The organism is Bacillus sp. NPDC094064 (assembly GCF_050279585.1).
In the GTDB taxonomy this organism is placed as follows: domain Bacteria; phylum Bacillota; class Bacilli; order Bacillales; family Bacillaceae_G; genus Bacillus_A.
In genome coordinates this window covers 326502-349712 of record NZ_JBNNUI010000001.1, presented here as the reverse complement: position 1 = coordinate 349712, position 23211 = coordinate 326502, and the positions used below count along the sequence as shown (strand labels likewise).

General features: G+C 37.2%; 18 protein-coding genes. 2 read left to right on the top strand and 16 right to left on the bottom strand.

All coding sequences use genetic code 11. The features are described 5' to 3' along the window. Positions 1 to 128: 128 nt before the first annotated feature. From ppsA to ACQKNI_RS01850, 3 genes are all read right to left on the bottom strand, one after another. Positions 129 to 2738: a phosphoenolpyruvate synthase gene (gene ppsA, locus ACQKNI_RS01860; protein ID WP_427282155.1), complete on the bottom strand. Its 2610-nt coding sequence runs from the start codon at positions 2736 to 2738 to the stop codon at positions 129 to 131. Between the two features lie 130 nt (positions 2739 to 2868). Further along, positions 2869 to 3210 carry a YolD-like family protein gene (locus tag ACQKNI_RS01855; RefSeq protein ID WP_088229579.1) on the bottom strand — a complete coding sequence of 114 codons (342 nt, stop codon included), beginning with the start codon at positions 3208 to 3210 and terminating at the stop codon, positions 2869 to 2871. After that, a complete protein-coding gene (locus ACQKNI_RS01850) occupies positions 3207 to 4472 on the bottom strand; it encodes a Y-family DNA polymerase (protein ID WP_427282224.1) in 1266 nt (421 codons plus the stop codon). Before ACQKNI_RS01850 ends, ACQKNI_RS01855 begins: the two co-directional genes overlap by 4 nt. Before the next feature lie 195 nt (positions 4473 to 4667). Here ACQKNI_RS01850 and ACQKNI_RS01845 point away from each other — a divergent pair, with 195 nt between their 5' ends. Then, entirely contained in the window at positions 4668 to 5033 is a 366-nt protein-coding gene (locus tag ACQKNI_RS01845; RefSeq protein WP_098266264.1) for a YxeA family protein, read from the top strand. Between the two features lie 237 nt (positions 5034 to 5270). Here the strand turns inward: ACQKNI_RS01845 and ACQKNI_RS01840 are convergent, their stop codons facing one another. From ACQKNI_RS01840 to ACQKNI_RS01820, 5 genes are all read right to left on the bottom strand, one after another. Further along, positions 5271 to 6740 (bottom strand): glutamate decarboxylase, encoded by a 1470-nt coding sequence (locus ACQKNI_RS01840; protein ID WP_098252503.1) that lies wholly within the window; start codon positions 6738 to 6740, stop codon positions 5271 to 5273. A gap of 332 nt (positions 6741 to 7072) precedes the next feature. Continuing rightward, positions 7073 to 8779, bottom strand: a complete 1707-nt coding sequence (locus ACQKNI_RS01835) for a glycoside hydrolase family 3 protein (RefSeq protein ID WP_427282154.1) — start codon at positions 8777 to 8779, stop codon at positions 7073 to 7075. 17 nt (positions 8780 to 8796) lie between these two features. Then, entirely contained in the window at positions 8797 to 9444 is a 648-nt protein-coding gene (gene pgmB / locus ACQKNI_RS01830; RefSeq protein WP_098945949.1) for a beta-phosphoglucomutase, read from the bottom strand. 102 nt (positions 9445 to 9546) lie between these two features. Beyond that, positions 9547 to 10830, bottom strand: a complete 1284-nt coding sequence (locus ACQKNI_RS01825; protein WP_427282153.1) for an MFS transporter — start codon at positions 10828 to 10830, stop codon at positions 9547 to 9549. 191 nt (positions 10831 to 11021) lie between these two features. After that, the gene (locus ACQKNI_RS01820; protein ID WP_427282152.1) at positions 11022 to 12581 is read right to left on the bottom strand and encodes a carboxylesterase/lipase family protein; all 1560 of its coding nucleotides are present in this window, start codon (positions 12579 to 12581) and stop codon (positions 11022 to 11024) included. 411 nt (positions 12582 to 12992) lie between these two features. On the opposite strand from ACQKNI_RS01820, the gene ACQKNI_RS01815 reads away from it, so the two are divergent. Continuing rightward, complete coding sequence (locus tag ACQKNI_RS01815; protein WP_098945952.1) at positions 12993 to 14249, top strand: helix-turn-helix domain-containing protein; 1257 nt, start codon at positions 12993 to 12995, stop codon at positions 14247 to 14249. A 205-nt stretch (positions 14250 to 14454) separates the two neighbouring features. Here ACQKNI_RS01815 and ACQKNI_RS01810 read toward each other — a convergent pair whose 3' ends face one another. The 8 genes from ACQKNI_RS01810 to ACQKNI_RS01775 form a co-directional block, all read right to left on the bottom strand. Beyond that, on the bottom strand, positions 14455 to 15879 hold the full coding sequence (locus tag ACQKNI_RS01810) for a hypothetical protein (RefSeq protein WP_427282151.1): 1425 nt from the start codon (positions 15877 to 15879) through the stop codon (positions 14455 to 14457). 46 nt (positions 15880 to 15925) lie between these two features. Continuing rightward, positions 15926 to 16828, bottom strand: a complete 903-nt coding sequence (locus tag ACQKNI_RS01805) for an FTR1 family iron permease (RefSeq protein WP_088229584.1) — start codon at positions 16826 to 16828, stop codon at positions 15926 to 15928. 18 nt (positions 16829 to 16846) lie between these two features. After that, a complete protein-coding gene (locus ACQKNI_RS01800; RefSeq protein WP_098252510.1) occupies positions 16847 to 17608 on the bottom strand; it encodes a hypothetical protein in 762 nt (253 codons plus the stop codon). Between the two features lie 64 nt (positions 17609 to 17672). Then, positions 17673 to 18419: a glycosyltransferase family 2 protein gene (locus ACQKNI_RS01795; RefSeq protein ID WP_088229586.1), complete on the bottom strand. Its 747-nt coding sequence runs from the start codon at positions 18417 to 18419 to the stop codon at positions 17673 to 17675. Next, positions 18416 to 19891 (bottom strand): alkaline phosphatase family protein, encoded by a 1476-nt coding sequence (locus ACQKNI_RS01790; RefSeq protein WP_098252511.1) that lies wholly within the window; start codon positions 19889 to 19891, stop codon positions 18416 to 18418. The genes ACQKNI_RS01795 and ACQKNI_RS01790 overlap by 4 nt, the downstream gene beginning before the upstream one ends. Then, on the bottom strand, positions 19879 to 20808 hold the full coding sequence (locus ACQKNI_RS01785) for a lysylphosphatidylglycerol synthase transmembrane domain-containing protein (RefSeq protein ID WP_098357516.1): 930 nt from the start codon (positions 20806 to 20808) through the stop codon (positions 19879 to 19881). Before ACQKNI_RS01785 ends, ACQKNI_RS01790 begins: the two co-directional genes overlap by 13 nt. Further along, a complete protein-coding gene (locus ACQKNI_RS01780) occupies positions 20774 to 21721 on the bottom strand; it encodes an SDR family NAD(P)-dependent oxidoreductase (protein WP_088229589.1) in 948 nt (315 codons plus the stop codon). The genes ACQKNI_RS01785 and ACQKNI_RS01780 overlap by 35 nt, the downstream gene beginning before the upstream one ends. An 86-nt stretch (positions 21722 to 21807) precedes the next feature. After that, positions 21808 to 22980 (bottom strand): hypothetical protein, encoded by a 1173-nt coding sequence (locus ACQKNI_RS01775; RefSeq protein WP_088229590.1) that lies wholly within the window; start codon positions 22978 to 22980, stop codon positions 21808 to 21810. Positions 22981 to 23211: the final 231 nt, after the last annotated feature.

The following is a 23211-nucleotide window of genomic DNA, read 5'->3' as shown; positions in this document are numbered from 1 at the left end:
CATTCAAAGAAATCCAATTTATATGCTCATTTTGATTTTCAGTTTCAGGTAATAGTAGCTAGCTTAAAAACATAAAAAGATCGTCCACTATATTTAGCGGACGATCTTTTTATTTATCTAAAGCACAACTACAATATCTCAATATACCCTTCTGTTCCATGTACTCGTATTCGTTGCCCATCTTTTATTAATTTTGTAGCATTCTCTACCCCAACAACTGCTGGTAATCCGTACTCACGTGCAATAACTGCCCCATGCGTCATAAGTCCACCGACTTCAGTGACTAATCCTTTTATAGATACAAATAATGGTGTCCAGCCAGGGTCAGTAAAAGCAGTAACTAATATATCTCCCTCTTCTAAATTCGCATCTTCCATGTTTAAAATAACACGAGCTCTTCCCTCTATAACACCTGAAGAAACAGGCAGACCTACAATCGCGTCAGCTGGGAGGTTTTCTCGTTTATATTTACCTGTAATGATTTCTCCATCAGACGTCATTACACGCGGAGGCGTTAGTTTTTCATATAATTTGTAATCATTTTTTTGCTTATGAATAAGCTCATAATCCAGTTTATTCGTGCGAACGACTTCGTGAAGTTCTTCAAAAGTTAGGTAGTATATATCATCGACTTCATGAATGACACCGCTTTGCACAAGTTGCTCAGCTTCTTTCAGTAACGCCTGCTTATATATGAAATAACGATTAATCATGCCGTATTTCGGGTATTCACGATAACCGATGAAATTCCGGATGTTACGAATCATACGCTTCGTCTCTTCCACTTTTTGTTTACCATCCGGCAAGTGCTGCAATCGATCTACTAGCTCTTCTTCTTTTTCCGTAGCTTCCTGCAGCCCTTCTTCAAATTTCCGTTTACTAGCACCCGCTTCAAAGTCTCTTATATTATTTAAAATCATTGGGATAATTGTAATTGGCTGTTCACTCCAGCGCGTTTTCGTAATATCGATTTCTCCGCTACATCTCATTCCGTATTTATTCAGAAAATCATTCATCGCATCTCGGGCCTTTTCTCCGCCTTCAAACTGAACGAGTTCATCTAAAAAGCTACTATCTTTTACGTGCTGTAAATATGCAATGACCTTTGGATAAGGGCGAATCACATCTGCAACATCCATTAATGCTAAACCCATTTCTGACGTAATATTATGTTGTACCGATTGTGAAAGTGTGTCTGCTGCATTTTTTTCACCTAGCCATTGCTCCATCTTTTCATTAATCCATGAAGAAGCATTCATACCTGCCATAATGACAGCCGTACTTTGCGGGCTAAACAATATCTTTTGTAATTGTTGCTGGATATCTTCTAAAATAAAATGAAATACAGCCGATCCGGATTTCATTTTAATATTTCGTTTTAACTCTTCGATCGATACTTGACTATTCTTTATTAAATCCGTAACGATTGCCGAATTGTTTTCGATTTGTGGTTGCGAACTTGCAGATCGCACACTTTTACTAACACTCTTTTCTTTTTCATCATCCGGTAACAATGTAATAAAACCATCTCGCTCGATTACAGTCGTTAATGCATCTCTGATGAGCGGATCTGATTTTCCTAAAGTGTTTATTAAGAAATCTCTGCTAGCAGTTGAAGCTAATTTTTGTGTAGCATCAACAAACAGCCTTCCTCCTGCTTTACGCATAGGGGCACGAGTTGTTAACAGGAAAAAAGACAATCCCAGTGGTTTCATCGCATCCGTCATCATTTGTTGGTGACCAACTGATATATAAACGTGATTTTCCCCATCATTTGCTTCTGGAATTGGATATAGAGTCGTAATTGGCCTACTTTGGACTATATAAAATGTATCATCAACTAAGCACCATTCAATATCTTGCGGACAATCAAAATAAGCTTCGATCTGTCTTCCGATACGTGCGAGTTGTAAAATTTGTTGATCCGTAAGTGTTTGAACATTTTGCTGATTAGAAGCAATTTGCTTCGTCTCTATTCCGCCTTCTTTCCGTCCATACATAGCTATTTTTTTAGTTGCAATCATCTTTCCAGCGATTTCGCCCTCTTTTACTTTATAATTATCGGCAGAGACGAGTCCTGAGACTAGCGCCTCACCAAGTCCAAAACTGGCATCGATTGATAACACCTTTCGGCTAGAAGTAATCGGATCAGCAGTAAATAAAATTCCCGACGCCTCCGGGAATACCATCCTTTGGACGACAACACTTATAGAAACTTGACTATGATCAAAACCGTTTTGCATGCGGTATATAACCGCTCGATCTGTAAATAAAGAAGCCCAACATTTTTTAATATGTTGTAAGATAGCTTCTTTTCCAATCACATTTAAATACGTATCTTGTTGACCTGCAAACGAGGCATGTGGTAAATCTTCAGCAGTCGCACTCGAACGTACTGCATAAGCATGCTCATCGCCAAAACGTGAGAGATAATGAGTAACTGCTTTCTCAACATCAAAAGGAATGTCTACTGCCATAATGACTTCTCTAATCTTCCTGCTAATTTCACCAACTTGAACTCGGTCTTCACTTTTCAACTTCGTTAGCTGTTGCAACAAAGTTTGGAATGTTTCATTTTGTTCGATGGCCTTTTCATATCCTACCGTTGTAACACAAAAACCTTCTGGCACTTGTATCCCTCGCATGTTTGATAACGCCCCTAAATTCAATCCTTTTCCACCGACGAGTGAAAGCTGCACCTTTTCTATTTCCTGAAAATCGAGAACGAAAGAACTCATGTAACATCTCTCCTTATTTTGCATGTGTTCTTGATTGTAGCAGTAGTAAATGAGAAGAAACAGTCTATTTTGAACGTTATTTACGTGGTATAATTAAGTTAGGAAGAGATCATCACTTCTATTCCCTCCTCTAATTCACTTCAATCACATCAAAAAACTTAAAAATCCGTTCATTACAAAAAGCATCTGTACAAGTAACCGTCTCATTTATTGGATTTATATCAACTACTGTTATGTAATTTTTATATAAATAACCATCTTTATAATATGTAAGTAAAATCTCTTCTTCACCTAAAAATGAAGTTAATAACTTATTTTCCAGCACCTCTTTTGCATCTTGCGTTAAGATTGGACGCTGGGCTTTCGTTTGCTCCTGTATCATTTCTTTAATCACTGCAAACTGTTCTGGCATGCTGGCAAACGGTTGCCACTTTACCATCCCTCTTCCTTTTGGCATGTTAGCATTCTTCACGATTTGTGCCCTCCTAATAATGTGTTTCTATATCTTGCTGTTGCGACGCTTGTGTAGGAAATCCCTCGTAAAATACTGTTCTTACCAAATCGTGTTCGAATTTCATCCATAACTTTCGTTAATCTCACTTCTTTTTCTCTTTGTACAATGTTATCGAAAAGTGAAATTTGCTCTTCTCCTTCATTTATTAAATTTGTTAACGAAATACTTATCGATCGAATCGGCTCCCCTTTATACCGCTCGTATAAAAAATATGTACAAACATTATAAATATCCATCGTTAAATTTGTTGCTCTGTTTAACGTATGTGCCTTTTTTATTCCCCCGCCGTATTCCTTGCTATATCCAACTGAAAAATGAATTGTTTGTGCGCATTTCTTTTCTCGTCTCAACCTGTAACAAACTTCTTCTATGTGCTCTAGTAAAATAACGATAAACTCTTCTATCGAATAATCACGTAATAATATTTGGCTTTTCGCTATAGATGTTGTTGCCGGAACATACTTTTCTGCTATTCTGCTAAAATCAATCCCGTTACTGTGTAAATGCAATTCTTCTCCTATTACACCAAACGACTGCTTTAAATATTTCAAAGGGTACTGCGCTAACTCCCCTATTGTATGTATACCTTTTCGGTTCAATTTCATTTCCGTTTTATACGATATACCCCAAAATTTACTGAGCGGTCTAATGCTCCATAACTTCTCGGGTATATCGTCATACGTCCACTGCGCAATTCCATCCCTATTCTTTTTTGCTTCCACATCCATCGCTACTTTACTCAATAATAAATTCGGACCAATACCAATCGTACTTTCAATCCGTGTACGTTCATATATTTCTCGCTTGAACTTTAATGCGAACTCGCGCGGATTATTTGCAAACAAATGAATACTTGCAGTCATATCCATGAAAAATTCATCAATACTATATTGATGAAAATCTTCCGGCGCGACATACTGCAAAGCTAAACCAGTTATGAAAGTTGAACACTTCATATACGTATGCATAATTGGATTCACAATAATAATATCTGGTCGCTTCGGTATTTCGTACAATCTTGCCATCTTCCTGATCCCTAACGCTTTTAATGGCGGTGTTGCTGCTAACACAATTGATCCGCTCTGATTCACATCTCCTACAACGGCCAATTTTGTATAACGTGGATCCAGTCCTTTTTTAATACATGATACGCTCGCATAAAAGCTACGAAGATCTACACATAGAATAATACGATTCGGTAAAAGAAAATAATCATACAAGGTAATCACTCCTAATAAAAGAACGTTTGTTCTCATTATATACGAACTCTTGTTCTTTTTAAAGGGATTTCCATGAAAATTTTGGTTAAAATAACCTTAAAATTCTTTTTAAGAAAATCTTAAGAAAATCTCCCTTTATTCATAAGAATTTTTTTCTATACTGAAACATGTAAATGAACAAAAGGAGAAATAATCATGAAGAAATTTGTAATTTGCATAATAGGAATAGGCCTCCCTATATACTTACTACCTTTCATATTACGCGGGGATTTAGACAGATTTAATCCGATTGCTGAAGAAAAAAATGTATACGCCGTTGCGAAGGGATATGGCGTTCCAGATTACCATCATAAAGGAAGAGCTATGTACTCACTAAAAGGTGTTGATGAATTAAGGAATGAGAAAGAATATACAGTAGGAACGAACACTCCTAATGATTTTATAAGAAAAACTTACTTGAAAATTCATGTAAAAGGTAAGTATGTGTATTCTTACGACGTTATTTCTGAAAAGGACATACCGGAGAAAATAAGAGGACAATTGAAAATAGTAGATAACTAAAAGAGCCTACTCGTATGAGCTGGCTCTTTTAGTTTATTTTATAATGTTACTTTTCCCATAAGCTAAAAATTCTATTACCCATTTTCATATTTTTTGAATCAATAGGTGGAATCTCTCCGTCTATTTATCAGATCGAGTGCTTAATCTGTTCCCCAAACCGATAATTGATATAAACTTTTCTTCTATATAAAGCATATTCTTATTGGTCGACTTAATGACTATGGGATCTGTCCCCATTTAGTGATGAAACCCATTATCACATTTCGTATCATGTGGCATAGGCCCGTCCAGGGAATCCAGAAAGGCAACGGCCTGTTTGAGGTTCATCAAAAATAAATGCGCGAGATCCATTGATAATCCATTTCGAACCACAACGCGCATAATCGTCACCTCTTCCATATCTGGAGGCAATGGATAAGCGGGTACTTGCCAGCCGAACACACGCAATTGTCGAGATAAATCATAAAGATTCCAGTTTAATGTGTAACCATCTTTCAGTCGCCAAGCGAAAACCGGAATATCCGAACCATCGGACAAAAGTTCGAACGGTTCCATCTTCTGAATCGCCTTACTAAGAAAAAGAGCGACTTTCTGAGAAGCCCTCTGGACATCATAGTACCCACTTTTCCCCAAACGTAAGTAATTGTAATATTGCAGGAGCACTTGTGCACCAGGACGTGAGAAATTCAGAGCAAAAGTCGGCATATTTCCGCCCAAATAGGAGACGCGGAAGATTAGATCCTCAGGGAGATCTTCAGCTTCCCGCCAAATTATCCAACCCAATCCAGGGTAGACTAATCCATACTTATGTCCGGATACATTGATAGACTTCACCCTCGGTAATTGAAAATCCCAGACTAAATCTGGTTGAAGAAACGGTGCTATAAATCCCCCCGAAGCCGCATCCACATGCATGGGAATATCGAGGCCCGTCCTCTCCTGTAAATCGTCCAACGCTTTCGCAATGGCGGCAACCGGTTCGTAAAGTCCGGTATAAGTCTCACCGAGAATCGGTACTACACCAATCGTATTTTCATCCACGACAGCGAGGACCCCCTGAGGATCCAATTGGGGATGCTCTGGGCTAACCTTCACATAGCGTGGTTCAACCTCCCAATAGTTCGCGAATTTTTCCCAAACGACTTGAACAGCAGAACTAAACACAATATTGGGACGATCCACCGGCTTCCCTTCGCTTTTGCGTGCGTTTTGCCAGCGTCTCTTTAACGCAAGCCCCCCGAGCATACATGCTTCCGACGATCCAGTTGTTGAAACACCCATAGTCGTAGTGGGGGTGGGCGAATGCCAGAGGTTGGCTAAAATGCGGACACACCGCTCCTCAATTTCGGCTGTCTGTGGATATTCATCCTTGTCAATCATGTTCTTGTCGAATGATTTGGCATATAATTGCTCTGCGGCAGGCTCCATCCATGTGCTAACGAATGTTGCAAGATTCAAGCGGGCATTGCCATCAAGAGCAATTTCATCATGGACGATTTGATACGCTGTTTCTGGTAACATGCCTTTATCAGGCATGTGAAAACGCGGAACGACTGCTTCTCCTTCGCGGGCAAACAGAGGATTTATGGAAAATTCGTGAGGCAGCTCCATTTGCATGTGACGCGGTACATATTGTGGATTATCTGGTACAATCTCTTTTCCTTCGTATGCATCGTTTTGGGCTTCTACTTTTCGATCCTGTGGCATACAAGTCCCCCTTAATTAATTGTTTAACGAACATATTATTTACAAAAAAGCATTTGTTAAACCAAGGGGACAATTCTAATAAAAGGTGCCGCCACCAAGTGAAAGCACTGTAGAAAAAACTGTGTCTATTTTCTTGACGTAGTATTAGTTATCATTTTTTTATTTTTCAAACACTTACAATATTTAACGCATACTGCAAATTTAGTGCTTCTCTCACGATAACAAACAGATTAAGGACTTACTGTTGTTGCACAGTAAGTCCTTTTTTCACAAAGTCTATTTCGACGTCAATGGTGCAGGTTTTATCGAAAAGTTAATGAATGTAATAATTATTACAACCTAGTATCCCACTTACCACAAAAGGCATCTACAGGACTTGTGCCCTTAAACTCTGATCTCCCCATCAATTTATCAACTAACGCCTGTAATACATGATCATTTGAGCTATAAGTATTAATAAATGTCTTAACTCTTGGCACATCTAAAAGATGATAAGGGTTTTCTACAGAAATAAAAATAGTTGGAACAGCTGACATATAAACAGGAACATTAGCACCCATAGGTTGGGCCCATTCTATACGTACTGTGGTTTGATTGCTTTTTGTTGCCATGTTCGCTAAATATATTATCAGGTCATATTTCTCAGTAATATCTTTGTAACTACTAGCTAAACCTTCAAAGCCTGGACTTGGTTTAAATACGTCTATGTCAAAACCTTCGTTTACTAAAAGATCCTTAACCTTTTTAGCAACTCCAGTTCTAACTGAGTACGCTATACCTTGTTGGCTCTCTATATCGTAATACAGCACCTTCTTATATTTTTTTGGATCAATAGGTAAAACCCCTTCTTCCTTTTTTACTAATGTGATTGCTTTATCTGCACATTCAGCTGCCCAAGCATTATGTTCCTCAGTAGCAATCCCCTTTAATGCTTCTTCCGGCGAAGGTATTAACTTTCCTTCGGCTTGTTTTTTATGAAGCTTTAATGCCGCTTTAAGAGCAAGTATCTTTGTTACAGCCTCGTTTAATCTTTCCTTTGTAATAATTCCTTCCTGCACGCCTCTTCTCATATATTCATAATCTTCGTCTATGTTCTTTGTAAATAGGAACATATCACAACCAGCGGCAATAGCGTGTGGTACTACCTTATCTCTTGTCATTGGAATTACCATACCAGCCATTGATGATGCATCTGTTACCACTAGCCCATTGAAGCCTAATTGTTCTTTTAATAGCTTCGTTACCAATTCATAAGATAGTGTAGCAGGTAACATATCCTTGTCTTCTATTTGTGGATTAAGTTTCTTAGTATATGCAGGCTGCATAATATGACCAACCATAACAGTCATAGCCCCCGCTTCAATGCAAGCTTTGTAGGCAGCTCCATAGGTTTTATCCCAATCTTCACAGGACATGGAATTTATAGATGTAACTAAATGCTGATCTCTTTCATCCATACCATCACCTGGGAAATGCTTTATTGAGGCAGCTACACCATATTCCTGAACACCCTTTACATATTGAACACCCATACGGCGAACTCTGTCTGGATCTGAACCAAGAGTACGTGTATTAGTTATCGGGTTTCTGAAATTATAATCAATATCAATAATTGGTGCAAAGGCCCAGTTAGCTCCAACTGCTGAACCTTCACGACCAGCAACAACGCCAAGCTTGTACGCCATTTCATCATCATCAGTAGCAGCAACCTGCATCTGAGATCCTATCATTGTTCCTTCTTGTACAATACCATTACCGCCACTTTCTAAGTTTGCTGAAATCAGCATAGGAATTTTTGAATTTTCTTGAAGGATACGCACTGTATTAACAACCTCAGCTGCTGGCATAGGTCTACACATCAATCCGCTAGGCATATACTTTGCAGCTAGATTTTTTATATTATCCTCATCATCAGAATAAGCAACTAAACAAAATAACTGACATATTTTTTCATCCTCTGTCATGGAAGCTATTGTTTTCTCTACCCATTGGATATCCTCATCATTTAAATAAAATGGCTTTTCTCTTAAATTCATCATTTTTAACCTTCCTTTCCTTAATCCTTTAGTAATTCATCTATTGATAGTAAAGATAAATCTTTTACTCTATATTTTGCATTTGCACAGTTCGCTGCAAATCCTACTCCTACAGATTTCATACCTCCAGCATTTGCTGCCTCAATGCCAGCATCAGCATCTTCAATGACAACGCATTCAAAAGCATCCATTCCTAATTTTTCTGCTGCTAACAGAAAAACCTCAGGATGTGGTTTGCTGTATTTTATTTCATTTCCATCTGCCACAGCATCAAAATAGCCGTCAAGTTTGATTCTTTTCAGTATAAAGGGCGTATTTTTACTAGAAGATCCAATAGCTGTCTTTACACCTAATTCCTTCAATGCTTTTAACACATTCATAACCCCAGGAAGAATATCCATTTCTGACAATTTATTAAGCAGATTTCTGTAATAAGTGTTTTTCCTTGCAGCCAGCTCCTCTTTTTCTTGTAAAGTATAAAGCGTTTCTGACCTTTCCAAAATAATCTCCAAGCTCTCCATTCTGCTCACTCCACGGAGCCGTTCATTTATTTTTTTATCAAAATATACCTCTTCGTCATCGGCCATTTTTTTCCAAGCTTCATAATGAAACTCATCAGTTGAAACAATGACCCCATCTAAATCAAAAATTACCGCTCTCTTACTCATGTTTCCTCCTATTTTTCCGTATAATTTATTGTGTTACATAGAAGATTCCTTCATAGTTTATTTGTAAATACTTTAACTTCTTCATTCTGTTTCCACTATCGTTTAAGCCTGGATATCGCCTAACTTATTTGTTTCCAATTCTCTTTCAGATTTCAACTTATGACCTACTTCTGGTATAGGCATAATCGCGAACATACCTATAATCGGCATAATCGCAAGGAATATGAAAAAGAAGTTCCAGCCTCCTATTGAAAGAAGCAGTGGTCCTATTGCAGGCACTATGGATTGTGGTAGAGAATTAGCAACGTTCATGATTCCAAAGTCCTTAGCGGCATCATCTTTATTAGGCAGCACGCGGGCAACCATAGCTGTATCAACAGCCATAAAGCAACCTCCGCCTATAGCACAGACAATAGCAGCAATATAGAAGGCCTGAACACTTGGTATAACGTACAATAAAATACCAAGTGTTAGAATTACACAAGAAATATAAAGGAATATTTTTTGCTTTCTGATTTTGTCTGATAAAACCCCACCTATAAGACTGGCAATAACAGTGAAAATATTACCAAAAATCATGATATTAGCATAAATTGATGTAATTTGTTCCTTATCCATATGCATACGATCACCTAGCATAATTGTTAAATAGAACATGCTGCAATATCCTAGCATAAGTAGGAACTTTGAAAATAAAGCCCATGTAAACTCAGGGAATTTTTTTGGACTTGGATAAAATTTTGTTATTTTTTCAACGAAGGATCCAGTATTATTGTTATTCTTTTTAACGAATTCCACCTTGCCTTCTTTTATCAAGAACAAGCTGATGACTGGTCCGATAACACCAATAGCAGCAAACGTTGTGAACTTAACGAAATCAGTTGCATTATTCATGATTTGAATCAATATCATTCCTAAAGTCATGAACAGAGGCAATAAGATACCAAATATACCAGACATGGTACCTCTTTTGGATTCTTCTACTTGATCAGGAATTAAAGCCGTATAAGCTGCCCAGCTGAAATTAAAGAAAAACTGTGCCGCTGCCCATCCCATCACGACGCCTAAAACCGTTTTCGAGAAATAAATATACATGATGCATAATGAACCAAGCAGTGAACCAAGCAAAATCCAAAGACGGCGTCTTCCAAAAGCCACATTGCTTCGGTCACTGATGGCACCACCAATTGGATTACCGATTAAGGCAAAAATTGCACTTACTCCTGCCACCAGACCATAGGATGTGGCGTAACCCTTAGGATCAATAGTCATAACCTTTAGTGGTATCAATATTGCACCAACAGTCAGGAAGCCCATAAGCATCAATCCAAAACCAATTGAGATACCCACAGCCAATCGCGTAAAAGGTGTTTTAATTGTTTCCATAATACTTCTCCCCCTTTTGAGTTGTATATAATTTCACAAAGCCCAAATTAGTGATTTAGAATAGCAAAATACATAGCATTTCGTTTTCAAACTGTTTAATACAATATTTGCTATAAAAAACAAAGAGATGGTATTTTTGAGATGGATAGTGCACCCCCCTCCCGACTAACGGGTGATTATGGTACTTTTTCTTAATGCTGAACGTTCTGATCGAATAACTCTGCAAGACTGATAGGACCGCATACCTCATTAAATAAATTTATCAATTCATCATCATAATTATGAAGAACCTTGCAATCTCGATCAAAAATCATAGTAGGCTCGTCCTCTGGTTTCACAGCTGGCCACTCAGGTAGCCCTGGGTGATTTGGATTACCGGTTTGTGCAAAATGGATGACTGCTTGGAATATCTTTTCTTCCAGTTCATCTGAAATGCCATCCATATTACAGATTTCAACTTTATCTGTATTATGGAAGACAAAAGGAATGTCTGAACAATGCCATGCTGCCTTTCCATGAGCAATCGGAAATTCCAGAGTAAAATTATACAAGAAAGCAGGAGCCTTTCCTCCTTCTGCCAAAAGTTTTGCTAGTTCTTTAGAAGGCGTACGGAAAATTCTGTCAAGTAACAATAAATCCACCGCTTTCTTTTCAGGATAAGCTTTTACAAACAACTCCATAAGCTCCTGTGTATGCTCACCAAATTTCTTGCAAAGCATTTCTTTTTCTAGATCATCAGAAAGCTCATATTTATTAAAAGTCGCTAGATTAAATGCAAACTCACCAAATACAGAGCCTACCATTAATGGAATAGTTTTTGCATGTTCGGTAAAGCCATGTATAAGAGGTTCTCCAAGATAATACTCATTTTTTAGTGGTGCACAGCCCATATAGCCGCCCTTTTGCATAATCGCTGGAGATACTTTTCCATAGACTTTTACCAGTTCACTGTAAGGAAGTGTCTCTAAAGCCTCCACATCCTTTTCTGTAAGTCCTAATTCTTCAAGCATTGCTGTTACAATCATTCTTCCATCACCATTTGGTTGAGGCATTAACTTACCATCGTCAATACCACTCATAACAATTCCCTTATGGAAAAGTCCGTCGGCAGCCGGTATCTGCATAAGACCAGTAACTTTCATACCACCACCAGACTGTCCAAACAACGTAACATTTTCAGGGTCTCCGCCAAATTGAGCTATATTTTCGTGAACCCATTTCAAAGCTGCTACAAGATCAGCATGACCAGCATTTGCTGAATTTTTATATTTCTCTCCAAAAGGTGAAAGATCCATATATCCAAGAATGTTTAAACGGTGATTCACACTCACTACTACTACATCACCGAGTTGACTCATATTAAAACCGTCATATGCTACCTGCTCAATGGATGATCCAGCAGTGAAGCCACCGCCGTGGAGCCATACCAAAACTGGTTTTTTAGCATCTTTATCAAGAACTTTTGTCCAGATATTAAGATTCTGGCATTTTTCATCCATAGGCCAATAACGATGTGGCACCATCAGTTCTGCGGTTGGATTATCCTGTTGCATCAGTGGACATACATATCCATATGATGTAGCATCTTTGATACCTTCCCATGGAGTTAATTCCTCTGGCATTTGAAACCTTTTTGCCTGTGCATAAGAAATTCCTTTGAAAATATGAATTCCATCATAAAAATAGCCTTTTAATTGACCTGCTTTCGTCTGAACAACAGGCACCTCATCAAATACAAATTTTTTCGCCATCTTTTTTACCTCCAATATCACGGTTTTAATGTACTCTAACTTTATCCCACCGGCAGTAGTTTGTGCTTCTGAAGGAACCATGTACTTACGATAAAAAAGGTCTTAACGTTTAGTATAATGTAAAACACAATACCGATTACGATAATCACGCTAGAAACATAAAGATAGATTTTTTTGCTTTCTAGTTTTGTCTGATAAGACGCTACCCACAAGGCTGGTAATAGCAGTAAAAAATATTTCTCCTGCTATTAAGTTAGTATGTAACTTTTCAAACCGTGTATTAAAATATAATTCTCTTATAATTTACAATATCAAGAAAGCGCTTTATTGTATTATTCTTAGATATATTGTATAGTTTGATTGTGAAATTTTTAAAAGATTTTCTATAAAAAGCAAGGAGGTCGTATTGTCTTGAATTTGTCAAAATCCGAAAAAAATCCAACTGAAAACATTGAGAATATTTGCGGTTTATTATCAAATTTATTTGACATATCTGTCTGTTTCCTAAGCAGCTCAAATGATATAATATTTTCTGCCGGCGGTACGGCATTGAACAACCCTCTTAACGAAAATATACATAATACAATCATTGATTTGTTTCAAAGCAGTGAGCATCACAATCTTCCCATTTTCAAGTCAACGAAATTTTCCGAGAATTTCGTTGCCGTAAACTTGTACACAAACAACACATATAGTGGGAAATTTGTTATTGGTCCTTCAATCTGCTCAAGAATGGACACTGAAACCGTAAATATAGTAGTTTCCAAAGAGAAAATTTCCTTGGTAGACAAGGCAAAGCTTTGTAGTTATTTCAACATTCTTCCGATAGTCAGTTTTAACACACTCTTACATTTAAGTCAGTTAATCTATTATATTTTGTATGGGCAGAAATTAGATTTTGTCTCGTTGTCCGATCTCAACACATACCAAAACAACTTCAAAACAAATTTTGCTGACAACTACGAAAACATTTCGTCGAATAGGAAACAAAACAATGAGCTTCACCATCCTTATATATATGAACAAAATTACTTCCAGTATATAAGGGAGGGTAATCTTGAAAAAACGATTTCACATTTTAGAAAGAATCTCCACGATAACTTTGGAGTTCTTTCAAAGAAAAGCTCACTTCGAAGTGAAAAAAACATCAGCATTTGTCATACAACACTTGTAACACGGGCAGCGATCGAAGGCGGGCTGGATCCGGAACAGGCGTACACCATGAGCGACATGGCAATCCAGTGCATAGAGGAAATAGATGATATAAAGCAGCTTCAAGATTACCGCAACACCATTGCAATCGAGTTTACAAAAATGGTAAATCAAATAAATGAACACAAATTCCCTAAGCCAGTCAGAGTCTGCGAAAGTTATATTAAAAATCATATTTACGAGCCTATATCGGTGAAACAGCTCTCTGAAATTACTGGGTTAAACCCAAATTACCTGTCCTCGATGTTTAAAGCAATCACCGGATTTTCTGTATTAGATTTTATCAATAAAGAAAAAATCAATGAAGCAAAAAAGCTGCTGATAACGACAGACCTTTCCTTGACGGACATTTCGAACCTGCTTCGTTTTTACGACCAGAGTCATTTCACAAAAACATTCAAAAAATACACAGATATTACACCTAAAATCTTTAGGGATCAAAACAAGCACATATAAATGGTACTGACCTGAAAACGACATTAAGACACAAATTTTATCTTAATCTTGTTAAAAACGGGTTAATCGTCAGGGAAATGAGCTTAGCGTTATAAATCCCAAAATAAAAAACCTCTATTTCTCTGTATTAAAATTGAGAAATAGAGGGTTAATCACTTAACAATTAATGAAAGTATAAATTATCACAATATTACTTGCGTTTTACTTACTTTACAACAGAATCCTTTTTCCATTTGTATAAAACTATTTCATGATAAACAGGATCAAATAATGAGTTTGAATGAAAGACGGCTTCCTTTTCAACTTGTCCTTCTATATGAATTCCTTGTTTTTGAAATCCTTCAATGAGATGATTGGTAACATATACATTCTCATTTTTATGATATTTTTTATCTTGTAAAAAATATGAATATGTGTAAAAACGTTTATGTTCATACGGCATTTGTAAATATTCCATAACCCTCGTCTCTTCCCAAGTGTATACGATAAACGGCTCTTGTTTTCTCTCTAAATATGACGCGAGTTGATATGTTGCTGGTACCTCCGTATGTTGTTCTTTCATGAGCGGTATACTTATCATAAGTTGACTGGTTGCAAACAAAAGCAAGATAATACCACGATGTGTTTTTAACCATGAAATAGCAAGTATGCAAAGTAACATCGCTACAATTGGGTAAGAGTGACGAGGTTTATCAATGTTTTGTCCAAATAAATTCCACAGAAAATAGAAAGCTCCAAGAGCAATCAAAACCTTTGGATAGCAACGTATATTTTTCCATTGTAAAACAAATAGAAACAAAAAGAACAAAAAGAAACCTACTAAATAATAAGAGTGGATACCTATTCCTGCAAAGATGATGTTTTCAGAAAGTAAGCGATAGAGACGTGAAATAAGTGATTCACTCGTATCTGTAACTGCTCCACCCCATTCGGTAAAATGGCCTCCTACAAATCCAAAAGAAATTTCCCATAGCCCCCTGATTCCACCAATGTTCCAAATAAGAGCACTGACCCAAACTAGTTGTGAAAGGACAGCTGTACAAAATAAGATTATAAATCGCCATTTTTCTTCATGCCATTGTTGCCATAATAATAAAATAAGTGCAATTCCAAACGGTGCATAGGATAACCTTATACCCATTAATAGCGCAAAGAAGAGAATTGGCCAGAATTGAGTTTGAAAACGTTTTGTGCGAAAGGCACGTTCTATACTCCATATATACCACCATACAATTGCTAAAGCTGCGCCTTCTGACATAGGTTGCGTTACTAAAATAGAGAAATAACCGCTCGTTTGTAAGACAGCTACAACAATAAGAGCACTCGTTTTACTTACATAATGGCGTGCAATCCAATACATCGGGAAAGCTGCGCCAAGTGCCATAATGGCATTAAAAATCCCTAACGATTGCACAGGATTTTCTATAAAAATATGCGTTATCATTCCCCCTAAAATAAAAAAAGGATACCCTGGGAAATGGGGCTGCATCGCTAATATGTCATATTGCTTTAAAGCAAGTGTAAAATCGACTTCGTCCCACGTTGCTGCAAACGGACTTGCATAGAAAAAACGAATACAAATCACACTAATAATAAGGATAACTGCCCATATACGTAGTACTTGTTTCATCTCATTTCCTTTCTTCAAAAAAAGTACAAGGAAAACACCTTGTACTTTAACTAACTGACTTATTTTCTTCCATTATTTCTTTCTTTTTAACAGGCTTTTTAAAGATAATTAACATGTACAACACTACAAAATATCCGATATACACAAGTACTTCTTCAATGGACGGCATTGAGGAATATCCTAAAAATGCTTTTAAGAAAATGCCGATATCACCAGAAAGAAGTGGTGCAGTACCATGATCACGAAGATAATGCTCATAATCAATAGGATGCTCTGGTAGTAGCCAAGTAATATCATATACATGCGGCATTACGCTACCAAGTATCTTTAAATCTTGAAGCATAGCAACACCTTGTACAAGAAGTCCTGCTGCAATTAATACGATAAATGCACCTGTTACTTTAAAGAATACTTTGAGTGAAATACGCATCGTTCCTTTAAAGAATAAGAAGCTAACAACTGCTGCAACGAGTAGACCTGATATAGCTCCCCAGCCTTTCATCGCTTCTCCAATATTTCCACCAGTAATAGCTGCGAAGAAGAACACAGTTTCTACACCTTCTCGAAGTACAACAAGGAAAGAATGCACGACCATTCCAATTATATTTCCAGCCGTAATATACTGATTCATTTTATTTTCCATGTTAGCTGTCATATTCTTACTATGTTCTGCCATCCAAAATACCATTTGTGTAAGTAAAATGGCTGAAATGAAAATAATGGATATTTTTAAATACATTTCACTCCCCATAGCAGCAAAACCAGTAAATACAACTTGGAAAACTAGGGCGACAATATAACTTGCTACAACCGCAAGCCCTGCTCCTAGCCAAACATATTTCACATACTGCTTACTATCTGTGCGCTTTAAGTACGTTGTAATAATCCCAACGATAAGCAGCGCTTCTAATACTTCACGAAATGTAATGAGAAATGCCTGAAGTTGCATTGCTCTTCCCCCTCACCCTTACTTGCGTTTTCTTACAGCATATACAATGACCCCAACAAGTATAAGTACAATCACTACGATTGGAGCCCAGTTTTTCAGGCTGCTTAAATCTGTCCACTCTGTTTTCCCCGTATTATCAGAAGCTGCTTGATCTTCTTGACTATTTGCACTAAAGTGTCCAACTTTAAAGTCTTTAATTTTAAACTCTTTTTGTAACTCTGCTAAAATAACGTCTTTGCTTTTCTTGAAAGCCTCTTGATTTGCTTCTTTTTGACCTACTCCAAATAAGCCTGGATTTCCTAATGATTCTAACGCTTTATTAAATTCATCCTTTAACTTCGTATCTAGCTCTTTATTGTGCTCACCAACAGCTGGTGATAACGCTTCATATGTAGCAAATGCTTTAGCTAATAAACGTTTGCTTGTATCATAGTCTTTAAAATTTTCGTCTACATTTGTTAAACGACGATTAATATTAAGCGCAAGAATTTTTTGCATATCAGCAATAATATCTTCTTTATTTTGTTTATCAAAGTCCTTCATCATTGCTTTAGAAGGTTCTTTTCCCATATGCTGATCAATTTCTTCTTGCACATTTTCATATGCTTTTTTTGCTTCTTTAAAGTTTGCCGGATTTTCATCTAACTTAGTAACCATCTGCTTGTATGCTTCAGCTACTTTTTCTTCGTTCGGATTTCCATACGAATAAGCAAATGCAGTTGGTTGCACCGAGAATAGTAAGAAAATACTAACAAATAATGATGTAATGATTCTTTTCATGAACGTTCCTCCCGAGGTTAACGATAATTATTACTACTTTCATTATGAAGATAAGAAACGCTCGCTACGAGCACCTCTTATCCTCTATTAATACATGAGCCGTATAGTCTATACTTACTTTCTCTACTGGACGCGTCATTTCTCTCCAAATCGCTGGAAATACACGTGTCATATACTTACGAAACGATATGAAAGACTCACCTGTTTTTCGTACTTTATAAGTAATCGGTACTTCTTGTACTCGAAATCCTTTTCGTACTAAATTCAAAGTAATGACTTGTGCATAGTTATAATCGTGAATAATTTCCCCATGCTCCATCGCTTGCCTAGAAAAAGCACGCATGCCTGACTGCCCATCTCGAATCCATTTCCGTAATAACAAACATTGCAGCGTCGTAAAGCAATAATTTCCAAGACGTCGATGTAACCTCATTCCTTGAATGGTTCCTCTAAAACGAGAACCCATCGTATAATCTGCTTCTCCCATAAAGATAGGTTCAAGTACATTCGGAATTTCATCAGCTGGGTACTCATCATCAGCATCGATCATTACACTAATATCAGCCCCAAGACGATAGCTTTCCTGCAACCCTGCTCTGACAGCTGCACCGAGTCCTCCGTTTTTTGCAAGTGAAACGATGTGATCAGCCCCGGCCTTTTTTGCAACCTCTACCGTTCTATCAGTTGAGCCATCATCGATAACAAGCACTTCTACCTTTACACTTGGATGAAAATGACGCGGCACTTTTTGAATGACATGTGCAATAGAATCCTCTTCATTTAATGCGGGTATAAAAACAATTACTTTCATTCTTTTTCCTGCTCCTTTAGCGCTTCTACTAAGACAGGACCCCGACTATGAGATGGATACGGTGCTCCTAATAAATAAGCAATTGTAGGGGCCATAGAAACAAGACTCTTCTTTTCTTCTACTTTTACACCTTGAGCAATATGAGGGCCGTACATAAAGAATGGTACAAAGCGTTCTCCTTCGTCTAAATGACCGTGACCACCAATACCATCCGCTTGCCCATGATCTGCACAAATGATAAATGTCGTATTTTCTGCTTTTCCTGTTTTCTCCAAATGCTCAATAAATTGCTTCACATGCTGATCTGCTTCATGAATTTTTTGTAAATATTCATCATATAGTACGCCGCGACTATGACCTGTTTGATCTGTAGAAATAAGCTGGACGATAAATAGATCTGGATCTTGTTCATCCATAATCTTTCTTGCTTTCTCCATAATTTTCGAGTCAACAACATCATTTTTCATCACAGCAGTAAATGTTTCCACATCATCGCCAAACGCGTCTACAAGATGAGCAACCGCCAACATCTTCCCTGTTTTATCCACTTTACGAAGAGAATCAAAAATACTCTCTACGTTCACTCCATGCTTCCACACCATATTCGATTTAATCCCATGCTCAAAGGAATATGTTCCTGTAAACATAGATGAGAAACATACAACTGTACGAGCTGGATATACAGTTTCCATATTTAAAAACTCTGTCCCTTGTTTTCGAAGGGAATCTAAGTACGGTGTATGTGCCGCCTCAAAACGATCTTTTCGCATACCATCTATCACAATTACAACTACTTTTTCATTTAATGCCTCTTGATTTTCAGGCATGTTTTCTGTATAGCTAGAAATTGCCTTTGGCTGCCAATCAAATAAATTACGGTGTAAAATAAGCGTATATATAAGAAGAGCACCATAAAATATACACAGCACTTTCCAATCTACCCCGCTAAATGTACCGCCTGCTTGGAAGAAATCGTAATAGTAATACCAAAGTGAAAGTAGCAGTAAGAACTTTGGCATCTGTTCTTGTGCATTCCCACTTGTAGAATCACTATTTTTTAAAACTAGCTTCCAAAACCGTGTGAAGTTCAACCATGATGTACCAATTCGCAAATGATAATATAAAGTTCCCCAAAATAGAATTGTAAAGAAGAAATATAATCCTAATGCAAAAAAGAATAATGGTAAATGTACCGTCTTAAATACAATTAAATATGCAATAAACGGAAACCATAAATAATTTCTTAAAAACAATGGGAAATCAAACAAATAATATAAAACAAGTAAAGGTACAATGAGGACAAAGCTACTAAAAAATGCTGAGATAAAACCATTTTGTCCAAACTGCGAGATAGAAAACAATAAAAATGTACCGAATACAAAAATAGGCGTAAACGGTTTTCCTTCATTCAGTAAGTTCCAGCAGCGGGCTGCAACTTTTTCAAACTTTGATGCTTTTTTTACTTCTTCCACCGGATGTTTTCTCCCTTCTGACTGACTAGTGAGCGCAACTCCATTGGATATAAGACGAGCAGAATTGCACCCACACCGTAAGAAAATATAAATTTAAAGCCGTGACTCATTAATGACCATTCATATGCTGCCACTTCACCTACTCCAAGTGCCCTTAGCGCAAATGTCATTACCGTTTCATAGGTCCCAAGACCACCTGGTGTTAATTGAAATACTTGTCCTGCTATGGTCACACTATTCACCCAAACAGCCTGTAGGAATGTAAGTGAGTTCGCAATCTCATAAATGACAAAAGCTTCGCAAATCCAGCTCATTACAATTAGTAAGATAATGATAACGCCTTGTATTGTAAACAAAACAGTCTTTAGTTGCTTCCATTGTCCTTCGACAAATTGCGGTACTTTCTTGTATAAAAGAAACAACGCTCCACTTCCGATACATATGCAAGCAAGGATAACAGGAACATTCAGTAAAACATTCCCCCACAATATAAACATTCCTACTGCTCCAAATACACCAAGAATAAGTAAATCTAATATACGAAGAATAACAACCGATTGTGTCGCTTCTCCTAATGTCACTTTCTTCTCTTTTGTAATGATCGCAATGCGAACAGCATCTCCTACTTTCAATGGAGAAACATGATTAATAAACAAACTATAAAACAATCCATATAGAGCCTCTTTCATTGTAATATGATGATGAAGATACAATTTCCAAGCGTATGCACGAAAGAAAAATGCAACGCCATACATCACAATAATAACTATTAAGGTATAAGGATGTTTCCATAATTCATATAGTTTTCCCCACAAAGAAGACATTTCAAATGACTGCCACGATATAACAAAAAAAACACATAACAAGAAAATCCCACAAAGATTAAACAGTATCCGGATATTCTTTCGCCCAAGCAATAGTCTGCTCCAACCCTTCTGCAAATGATACACGAGGTTCATATCCTAGCTGATTTTTCGCCTTCGAAATATCAGCCCACGTCGATGTTACATCTCCTTTACGATGCGCCTCTCTATTTACACGCATAAGCGGGAAGTGCTTCTCTAGCTGTGCAAGCAATTCAGTCATTAAAATTGGTGCATTTGAACCTAAATTGTAGACATCGCTTCCATTCGACTCTAACGTAAGAGCAATCCCTTCTGTAATATCATCAATGTATGTGTAATCTCTTCCTGTTCCTTTTCCATATACAACAATTTCTTCACCACGTAATAATTTTCGAATAAAGCTTGCTATCGCCATATCAGGGCGCCCCCACGGACCATATACGGTAAAGAATCGTAAAATATTCATTTGAAATCCATACATATATTGATAAGCATGGCAAAGTGACTCCATCCCGTACTTCGATGCTGCATAAGGAGATAAGACACTGCCGTTTGCCATTTCCTCTTTCAAAGGCATTCCTGTTTGCTCTCCATACACAGAAGAAGAGGATGCCACAATGATTTTTTTTACATTTTCTTCTCCTGCGCATGTTAATACGTTACTTGTCCCTTTTATATTAATATCAATATAAGCACCTGGCATTTCAAGCGATGGTCTCACGCCTGGAAATCCAGCTAAATGAATAACTGCATCAACCTTCTCTTGCTGCATAACAGCTTTCACATCTTCTTTATGCAAAATATCACACTCATAAAATGGTACATTTCCAGATCGCTGCACTTGTTCAAGCTGAAACTGTTTTCGTGATTTCGCATAATAGGAGTGGAAATTATCAAGTAGTACAACTTGCTTTCCTTGTTCTAACAACTTTAAAGCAAGATGACTCCCGATAAAACCAGCCCCTCCAGTAATTAGTACTTTCATTCATTTCACCACCCTTAACTACACTATGTAAAAGAAGAAACCTTGTCAAGACAAGGTTTCTTCAAAAAGGTATACGTATGAGCAGATTATTTCGCTGCTTCAATAGCTTTATTTAACGCGCCCTCAAGTTGTGGTAACAATTTATCAGCATCTTCTTTCTTCTTCGCTTTTACTGCATCTAAATAAGACTGTGCTGTTTTTGTTAACTCTACTGTTTGCTGTTCGCCAAGTACTGATTTTAAATCATTTTCAATGATATTAATGAACAACGCGCCTTCTAATGCTGTAATAGGACCTTTATCTTTTCCGAAGTTTTCTTGGCTTTCTTTATACTCACCTAATGCAACTTTTGAGAATCCACGTACAAACGCTTGATTTACTGCTTTTGCATCAACTGTTTTTACATCCGTTTTCAAATCAAACTGCTTTAAGATAAAGTCTGCATCTTCAGGAGCTGCTTTTTTTATGTACGGATAGATTGCTTGATAAAATGCCCATCCCTCTGCTTGCTCAATTTTTGCTGTTTTTTCATCAGTTTTTGCTGCTTCTACCATTTTTGTAGCATAGCCATGTGGTACTCCACCTGTCGCTAGGTAGAATGTTTTCATTATCGTTTTATCTACAACTTGCTTACCAAGTGCAAATGCAAGTTTGTCGTCTTTATCAATTGCAGCTTGCATTTCATCAAAGCCGCCTTTAATTTGAGAAGCCATTTGTGTACCGTACGCTGTATCGCGTTTTCCAACTGTACCTTCTACGCCCTTATAAAACGCAAGTGCTTCATCCATTTCTTTTTTCACAACATCTTTTTTGCCCCAGTTTGTGTCGATTTCTTTAAATTCATGGCGCATCGATTGGAAAAACTCTTTTTGCATTAATTTATCAAATAGTTGCTTTACAACCATTGGTTCCATTTCTTTCTTTTTCCCTGCTTCTAATGCAGCTGTAATTGTTTGGTCGATTTGTTCATTGAATTCACCATCTCGCTTTTGAACAAGAGGTTGTAATTTTTCTTTATATAACTTTGTTACTTTATCAAAGTCAACCTCTTTGCCTTCTTTCGCTTTTTCAAGTTCAGCTACTCCATCCTTGTAAGCTTGTACAAAATCCACTTCTTGTTGTTTTGTTTCTTCTTTTTTCACTGTCTGTTCTGTCTTTTTATTTTGTGCTTCCGTTGCTTTTGTTTCCTCTTTTGCACAACCCGTAAAAAGAAGAGATGTTACCGCAGCTGCAGATAATACTTTTAATTTGAATGTCATGAATGGCTTCCCCCTGCTACCCCTAAGTGATAGTGATTTTCATTATTGTCAAATTGATTATAAAAGCGCTTACGATAAGTGTCAACATAATTTTTCAAGTAGTTGTCATATTTCCGTATGGTAATCTCGACCAATTTTTAAAAAACTAATAAAAAGACATTTCCCCTTTGTTTCAAAAGCTTCAAAAGCACTTAAAAATCCCCGTCACGCATAAGTTATCGCACAAAATTT